The organism is Pseudomonas sp. GD03858 (assembly GCF_029840925.1).
GTDB lineage: Bacteria > Pseudomonadota > Gammaproteobacteria > Pseudomonadales > Pseudomonadaceae > Aquipseudomonas.
In genome coordinates this window covers 1-8,613 of record NZ_JAOCDM010000162.1, presented here as the reverse complement: position 1 = coordinate 8,613, position 8,613 = coordinate 1, and the positions used below count along the sequence as shown (strand labels likewise).

Genomic DNA, 8,613 nt, shown 5'->3' with positions numbered 1-8,613 from the left:
CAGGGATTGCGCCAGCCCTTGGGATTGCGCGGACTCTGTAGGAGCGGCCTTGCCGAGGCGTCGGACCGGCCGGAAAGGGCTGCAAAGCAGCCCCAATCAGCCACATCCATCTGACCGGCTCGCACCCTTTTTCCATCCCAAACAAGCTGTTACTGTACCCCGAACCAAGCCCAACGCCTTCTGGATCGGATGCCGACTTGATACGTCCCCTCCTGCTGTCAATCAGCCTGGCCTTGAGCTTCCCCGCCGTCGCGATGGTGAGCGAAAGCCACGGATACGCGCAGTTCGGCACGCTCAAGTACCCGGCCAGCTTCACCCACTTCGACTGGGTCAACCCGCAAGCCCCGAAAGGCGGCACCTTGCGGGCCATGGCCTTCGGCACCTTCGACACGCTCAACCCCTACACGTTCAAGGGCTCGAGCCCGGTCACCACTCCCAACTTCCTGCAGTACGGCATCAACGAGCTCAACGAGCCGCTGATGGTCGGCACCGGCATGTACGACCCCTCGGGCGACGAGCCCACCTCCAGCTACGGCCTGATCGCCCGCTCGGTCGAGTACAGCGAGGACCGCAGCTGGGTGGTGTTCAACCTGCGCCCCGAGGCGCACTTTCACGACGGCGTGCCGATCACCGCCGCCGACGTCGCCTTCAGCTACCGCACCCTGCTCAAGGACGGCCACCCGATCTACCGCACCAACCTGCAGGAAGTGGCCCGGGTCGACATCCTCGGCCCGCTGCGCATCCGCTTCGTGTTCAAGCGCGCCGGCAACCCGCTGCTGATCCTGCGCCTGGGCGAAATGCCGGTGCTGCCCAAGCACTACTGGGCCAAGCGCGACTTCAAGGCCACCACCTTCGAACCGCCACTGGGTAGCGGCCCCTACCGCATCAGCGAGATCCAACCGGGCCGGCGCCTGGTGTTCGAGCGGGTGAAGGACTACTGGGGCAAGGACCTGGCCGTGAATCGCGGCAAGTACAACTTCAAGCGCGTCGAATACGAGTTCTACCGTGACGCCACCGTGGCCTTCGAAGCGTTCAAGGCCGGTGAGTTCGACATCTATATCGAGCACCAGGCGAAGAACTGGGCCAACGGCTACACCTTCCCCGCCGTGCGCCGGGGCGAGGTGATCAAGGCGCAGATCCCGCACAAGATCCCCACGCAGACCCAGGGCCTGTTCATGAACAGCCGCCGCGCGGCGTTCAGCGATCCACGGGTGCGCCAGGCGCTGGGCCTGATGCTCGACTTCGAATGGACCAACCGCGCCCTGTTCAATGGCGCCTACCGCCGCGCCACCAGCTACTACCCCAACAGCGAGTACACCGCCAGCGGCCTGCCCACCGGCAAGGAGTGGCTGCTGCTCAAGCCGTTCCGCGACCAGTTGCCCGAGAAGCTGTTCACCCAGCCCTACCAGGTCAGCCACACCGATGGCAGCGGTATCAGCCGCGCGGCCCTGCGCCAGGCCCTGGACCTGTTCGCCCAGGCCGGTTGGAAGCTCAACGGCCAGCGCCTGGTGGACGGCAAGGGCCAGCCATTCCGTATGGAACTGCTGCTGGTAAACCCGAACCTCGAACGCATCCTGCAACCTTATGTCGAAAATCTGGCCAGCATCGGCATCGATGCGCGCTTGCGCACCGTCGACCGCGCCCAGTACAAACAACGGCTCGACCAGTTCGATTTCGACATGATCCTGATGACCCTGAACCAGACCCTGAGCCCGGGCCTCGAACAGTGGCTGTATTTCCATTCGAGCCAGGCCGCCACCAAGGGCAGCAAGAACTATGCTGGGGTCAAGGACCCGGTGGTCGACCACCTGCTCGACACCTTGCTCGCCGCCCGTAGCCGCGATGACCAGATCGCCGCCGCGCGCGCCCTGGACCGCGTGCTCTCATGGCAGTACTACATGATCCCCAACTGGTACCTCGACAATCACCGCCTGGCCTACCGCAACCGGTTCGCCTTCGTCACCACGCCGCCCTACACCCTCGGGCTGAACAGCTGGTGGATCAAGAAGACTTCGGAGAAAGCCAAATGACGCCGACCCTGCGCCGCCTGGCCACCAGCCTGCTGCTGGCCTGCCTCACGCTCCCGGCCGTGGCCGCCCCGCAGCACGCCCTGACGCTGTACGGCGAAGCGCCGAAATACCCAGCCAACTTCAAGCACTTCGAATACGTCAACCCCGATGCGCCCAAGGGCGGCACCTTCCGCCAGTCCAGCTTCGGTGGTTTCGACAGCCTCAACCCGTTCATCAACAAGGGCGTGCCGGCCGACAACGTCGGCAGCATCTACGACACGCTGATGCGCCAGAGCCTGGACGAGCCCTTCACCGAGTACGGCCTGGTGGCCGGCAAGATCGAAAAGGCCCCCGACAACAGCTGGGTGCGCTTCTATCTGCGCCCCGAGGCGCGATTCCACGACGGCCACCCGATGCGCGCCGAGGACGTGGTGTTCACCTTCAACGCCCTGATCAAGGATGGCGCGCCGCTGTACCGCCAGTACTACGCCGACGTCGCAGAAGTGGTCGCCGAAGACCCGCTCAAGGTGCTGTTCAAGTTCAAGCACAGCAACAACCGCGAGCTGCCGCTGATCCTCGGCCAACTGCCGGTGCTGCCCAAGCACTGGTATGCAGACCGCGATTTCAACCGCGGCAACCTGGAGATCCCGCTGGGCAGCGGCCCGTACAAGGTCGCCGAGGTGAAGGCCGGCCGCTCGATCCGCTACGAGCGGGTCAAGGACTACTGGGCCAAGGATCTGCCGATCAACCGCGGCTTCTACAACTTCGACGTGATGACCTTCGACTCCTACCGCGACAACACCGTCGCTCTCGAAGCCCTCAAGGCCGGCCAGTTCGATTACGGCCTGGAAGTCAGCGCGAAGAACTGGGCCACCGCCTATGACGTGCCCGCCGTGCGCGACGGCCGCCTGATCAAGGAAGAGCTGCCCAACGGCACCCCGGTCGGCATGCAGGGTTTCATCTTCAATCTGCGCAAGCCCATGTTCCAGGACATCCGCGTGCGCCACGCCATCAGCCTGTTGCTGGACTTCGAGTGGACCAACAAGCAGCTGTTCAACGGTGCCTACACCCGCACCGGCAGCTACTTCGAGAACTCCGAGATGGCCGCCAGCGGCCTGCCCTCGCCCGCCGAGCTGAAGATCCTCGAGCCGCTGCGCGGCAAGATCCCCGACGAAGTGTTCAACGGTGCGTTTCACAACCCCGTCACCGACGGCAGCGGCATGATCCGCGACCAGCAGCGCCAGGCCTACAAGCTGTTGCAGGAAGCCGGCTGGAAGATCGTCGACGACAAGATGGTCGACAAGGACGGCAAGCCGCTGAGCATCGAGTTCCTGCTGGCCCAGACCCAGTTCGAGCGCGTGCTGCTGCCGTTCAAGCGCAACCTCGCGGACCTGGGCATCAACCTCGAGATTCGCCGCGTGGACGTATCGCAGTACATCACCCGCCTGCGTTCGCGTGACTACGACATGATCGTCGGCGGCTTCGCACAATCGAACTCGCCCGGCAACGAGCAGCGTGAATACTGGAACAGCGCCGCCGCCGACAACCCCGGCAGCCGCAACCTCATCGGCCTGCGCGATCCTGCCATCGACCAACTGGTGGAACAGCTGATCAACGCCGACTCACGCCAGAGCCTGATCGACCACACCCGCGCCCTCGACCGCGTGCTGCTGTGGGGCTACTACGTGATCCCCAACTGGCACATCAAGACCTGGCGCGTGGCCTACTGGAACCACATCGGCCACCCCGCCGTATCGCCCAAGTACGACATCGGCATCGATACCTGGTGGATCAAGCCCGATGTCACGCCTGCCGTGAGCGAAGCCCCCGCTGTGGAAGAGGCCCACTGACATGCTGGCCTATATCCTGCGGCGCCTGCTGCTGATCATCCCGACCCTGTTCGGCATCCTCATCATCAACTTCATCATCGTCCAGGCCGCCCCCGGTGGCCCGGTCGAGCAGATGATCGCCAAGCTCGAAGGCTTCGACGGCGCTACCAGCCGCATTGCCGGCGGCGGCGCCGAAGTCTCGGTGGCCGGCTCCAACTACCGGGGCGCGCAAGGCCTGGACCCGGCACTGATCGCCGAGATCGAGCGCATGTACGGCTTCGACAAGTCGGCGCCCGAGCGGCTGTGGATCATGGTCAAGAACTACGCCCAGCTGGACTTTGGCAACAGCTTCTTCCGCGACGCCAAGGTCATCGACCTGATCGCCGAGAAGATGCCCGTGTCCATTTCGCTTGGGCTGTGGAGCACGTTGATCATGTACCTGGTGTCGATCCCGTTGGGGATCGCCAAGGCCGTGCGTCACGGCAGCCATTTCGACGTGTGGACCAGCTCGGCGATCATCGTCGGCTACGCCATCCCCGCGTTCCTGTTCGCCATCCTGCTGATCGTGCTGTTCGCCGGCGGCAGCTACTTCGACTGGTTCCCATTGCGCGGGCTGACCTCCAACAACTTCGACGAGCTCTCCACCACCGGCAAGGTGCTCGACTACTTCTGGCACCTGGTGCTGCCCATCACCGCGCTGGTGATCGGCAACTTCGCCACCATGACCCTGCTGACCAAGAACAGCTTCCTCGACGAGATCAACAAGCAGTACGTGGTCACCGCCAAGGCCAAGGGCCTGAGCCGTTCGCGGGTGCTGTACGGCCACGTGTTCCGCAACGCCATGCTGCTGGTGATCGCCGGCTTCCCCTCGGCGTTCATCGGCATCTTCTTCACAGGGTCCTTGTTGATCGAGGTGATCTTCAGCCTCGACGGCCTGGGCCTGATGAGTTTCGAAGCGGCGATCAACCGCGACTACCCGGTGGTGTTCGGCACCTTGTTCATCTTCACCCTGCTAGGTCTTGTGGTGAAGCTGATCGGCGACCTCACCTACACCCTGGTCGATCCACGCATCGACTTCGCCAGCCGGGAGCACTGACATGGCCCTCTCTCCCCTCAATCGCCGGCGCTTCGAGCGCTTCAAGGCCAACCGCCGCGGCTGGTGGTCGCTGTGGATCTTCCTGGTGCTGTTCGTGCTGAGCCTGGGCGCCGAGTTCATCGCCAACGACAAGCCGATTGCCGTGCGCTACGACGGTGAATGGTACTTCCCCGCCTTCAAGCGCTACCCCGAGACGACATTCGGCGGCGAGTTCCCGCTGGAGGCCAACTACAAGAGCCCGTACATCCGCGAGCTGCTGGAGAAAAAGGACGCCTTCGTGCTGTGGGCGCCGATCCCCTACAGCTACCAGAGCATCAACTACGACCTGAAGGTGCCGGCCCCCGCGCCGCCCTCCACCGACAACCTGCTGGGCACCGACGACCAGGGCCGCGACGTGCTGGCCCGGGTGATCTACGGCTTCCGTATCTCGGTGCTGTTCGCCCTGACGCTGACCATCGCCAGCTCCATCGTCGGCGTGATCGCCGGCGCCTTGCAGGGCTTCTACGGCGGCTGGGTCGACCTGGCCGGCCAGCGCTTCCTGGAGATCTGGTCCGGCCTGCCGGTGCTGTACCTGCTGATCATCCTTGCCAGCTTCGTGCAGCCCAACTTCTGGTGGTTGCTGGGCATCATGCTGCTGTTCTCGTGGATGAGCCTGGTGGACGTGGTGCGCGCCGAGTTCCTGCGCGGGCGCAACCTCGAATACGTGCGCGCCGCCCGCGCGCTGGGCATGCGCAACGGCCCGATCATGTTCCGGCATATCCTGCCCAACGCCATGATCTCGACCATGACCTTCATGCCGTTCATCCTCACCGGCGCCATCGGCACCCTCACCGCCCTGGACTTCTTAGGCTTCGGCCTGCCTGCCGGCTCGCCGTCGCTGGGCGAGCTGGTGGCCCAGGGCAAGTCCAACCTGCAAGCCCCGTGGCTGGGCATCAGCGCCTTCGCCGTGCTGGCGGTGATGCTGAGCCTGCTGGTATTCATCGGCGAATCCGCCCGCGACGCCTTCGACCCGAGGAAATGACATGAGCCAAGACACCCTGATCGAAGTCCGCGACCTGGCGGTGGAGTTCGTCACTGGCGAGCAGGTCAACCGCGTGGTCGACGGCATCAGCTTCGACATCCGCAAGGGCGAGACCCTGGCCCTGGTTGGCGAAAGCGGCTCGGGCAAGTCGGTGACCGCGCATTCGATCTTGCGCCTGCTGCCCTACCCGCTGGCCCGGCATCCGAGCGGCACCATCCAGTACGGCGGCAAGGACCTGCTGCACCTGGGCGAGAAGCCCATGCAGCGCATTCGCGGCAACCGCATTGCGATGATCTTCCAGGAGCCGATGACCTCGCTGAACCCGCTGCACAGTATCGAGAAGCAGATCAATGAGATCCTGTTGCTGCACAAGGGCCTGACCGGCAAGGCCGCCACTGCACGCACGCTGGAGCTGCTGGAGCTGGTGGGTATTCCCGAGCCCAAGAAGCGCCTGAAAGCCCTGCCCCATGAGCTGTCCGGTGGTCAGCGCCAGCGCGTGATGATCGCCATGGCCCTGGCCAACGAGCCCGAACTGCTGATCGCCGACGAGCCCACCACGGCGCTCGACGTGACCGTGCAGTTGAAGATTCTCGACCTGCTCAAGGAGCTTCAAGCGCGCCTCGGCATGGCTCTGCTGCTGATCAGCCACGACCTCAATCTGGTGCGCCGCATCGCCCACCGCGTGTGCGTGATGCAGTGCGGCAAGATCGTCGAGCAGGCCGATTGCGCCACGCTGTTCAGCAAGCCGCAGCATCCGTATACGCAGATGCTGATCAATGCCGAGCCCAGTGGGGCGCCTGCCGCGAATGCTGAAGGGGCGCCGTTGCTGGAGGTGAAGGATCTGAAGGTGTGGTTCCCGATCAAGAAGGGGCTGCTGCGCCGGACCGTGGACCATGTGAAGGCGGTGGATGGGGTGAACTTCAGCCTGCCCCAGGGGCAGACGCTGGGGATTGTTGGCGAGAGTGGGTCGGGCAAGTCCACCTTGGGGTTGGCCATCCTTCGGTTGATTTCCAGCCAGGGTGGCATTCGCTTCCATGGGCAGAATCTTGAAGGGCTGAACCAGAAGGCCGTGCGGCCGCTGCGGCGGGAGATGCAGGTGGTGTTTCAGGATCCCTTTGGCAGCCTGAGCCCGCGCATGTGCGTGGCGGATATCGTTGGCGAGGGGTTACGGATTCACAAGATCGGCACGCCGGCTGAGCAGGAAGCGGCGATTGTTGCGGCGTTGGAGGAAGTGGGGCTGGATCCGAGGACTCGGCATCGGTATCCCCATGAGTTTTCTGGCGGGCAACGGCAGCGGATTGCGATTGCTCGGGCGTTGGTGTTGAAGCCGGCGCTGATATTGCTGGATGAGCCGACTTCGGCGCTGGATCGGACGGTGCAGCGACAGGTGGTTGAGCTTTTGCGGAATTTGCAGGTTAAGTACAACCTGACGTATCTGTTTATCAGTCATGACCTGGCGGTGGTCAAGGCGTTGAGTCATCAGTTGATGGTAATCAAGCATGGGCAGGTGGTGGAACAGGGGGATGCGGGGGCTATTTTTCAGGAGCCGCGGCATGGGTATACGCGGCAGTTGTTGGAAGCTGCGTTTTTGGGGACGACGTCGACCGCCTGAAGCAGCGTAGCCAACTCAAGTGTCATCGGACGCACAACCGCGTCGCGCCAAGGCGGACAGCGTTGACTTCACAGGAGTGACTGGCCCGAAACAGATGTAGGAGCGGCCTTGCGTCGCGATGCGCCGCGCGGGCGGCGCTCGATTTCATAGGCGCTGCACATCTATCGCCATGCACCTAGTGGCCTAAACACGCCCGCAAGACATGTACATGGGCGTCACACTGCTGGCCCTGGCAAATCGGGTTTCGGTAATGGCCTTTAGGTGTATGCCGATATATTGGGTAATGGCCACCAGGTGTTCGCCGGTGCTTTTGCAGCGCCTATCAGATCGAGCGCCGCCCGCGCGGCGCATCGCGACGCAAGGCCGCTCCTACATCTGTTTCGGGCCAGTCACTCCTGTGAGGCCACCGCTGTCCGCCTTGTTGGTATGACGCGGTATCGCTGTGTGCGCTGAAGTGTCCCTACGAGGACCGGCCAATATCCATGCAACATCTGCAACTGCTGACTTTGCTACCGGCCACGAAGAATCAGATTAAAGCCCTTACTTGTAGTCCATTTCCCAAACATACTCCTGCCACCTTTTTTCCGTTGCGGCCGCTCTGGCTGCCCTCTAGTCTCGGCCGGTCGCTGCAAATCAGCGATCGGCTTTGACAGGCCGCGACGGTACTAGGGTATGCAGCACCTTCAATGGTAGCTGTACGTGCGGGCACGCTTGCGTGCGCCGGAACTTCCTATGTCCGCCGGTCTGTCAACCCACGTACAGCTGCCACCCTTCTGTTTGACAGCGGGCCGGTGGTGGTTCCTTTAGGGATATAGGAGCTCAACATGTTAAAGATCGTCCCCGATCCACCCCACAACCACCACTCCCTCGAAGACACCATCATCCAGGCCACGGAGTACGCCCTGTGCACGCAGACCGTGGCGCATCAGGCTGTTCTGCTGCATCCCAAGTCGCCCGTGTCGATTCTGGTCATGGCCGCGATGCATGAAATGGAGGCGCTGCGAGTGCTGCTCGAGTCGGCGTTGATTCAGGTGCAGATGCCGCAG

General features: G+C 63.3%; 6 protein-coding genes. All 6 read left to right on the top strand.

The features are described 5' to 3' along the window. Positions 1-197: 197 nt before the first annotated feature. Positions 198-2,030, top strand: a complete 1,833-nt coding sequence (locus tag N5D48_RS24875) for an extracellular solute-binding protein (protein ID WP_279888689.1) — start codon at positions 198-200, stop codon at positions 2,028-2,030. Continuing rightward, on the top strand, positions 2,027-3,859 hold the full coding sequence (locus N5D48_RS24870; protein WP_279888688.1) for an extracellular solute-binding protein: 1,833 nt from the start codon (positions 2,027-2,029) through the stop codon (positions 3,857-3,859). The genes N5D48_RS24875 and N5D48_RS24870 overlap by 4 nt, the downstream gene beginning before the upstream one ends. A 1-nt stretch (position 3,860) precedes the next feature. Continuing rightward, positions 3,861-4,934 carry a microcin C ABC transporter permease YejB gene (locus tag N5D48_RS24865; protein ID WP_011534684.1) on the top strand — a complete coding sequence of 358 codons (1,074 nt, stop codon included), beginning with the start codon at positions 3,861-3,863 and terminating at the stop codon, positions 4,932-4,934. A gap of 1 nt (position 4,935) precedes the next feature. Continuing rightward, positions 4,936-5,955, top strand: a complete 1,020-nt coding sequence (locus N5D48_RS24860; RefSeq protein WP_028690523.1) for an ABC transporter permease — start codon at positions 4,936-4,938, stop codon at positions 5,953-5,955. Between the two features lies 1 nt (position 5,956). Beyond that, positions 5,957-7,567 (top strand): ABC transporter ATP-binding protein, encoded by a 1,611-nt coding sequence (locus N5D48_RS24855; protein WP_279888687.1) that lies wholly within the window; start codon positions 5,957-5,959, stop codon positions 7,565-7,567. Between the two features lie 824 nt (positions 7,568-8,391). Continuing rightward, a partial coding sequence (locus tag N5D48_RS24850) for a hypothetical protein (RefSeq protein ID WP_279888686.1) occupies positions 8,392-8,613 on the top strand: 222 nt, incomplete at its 3' end.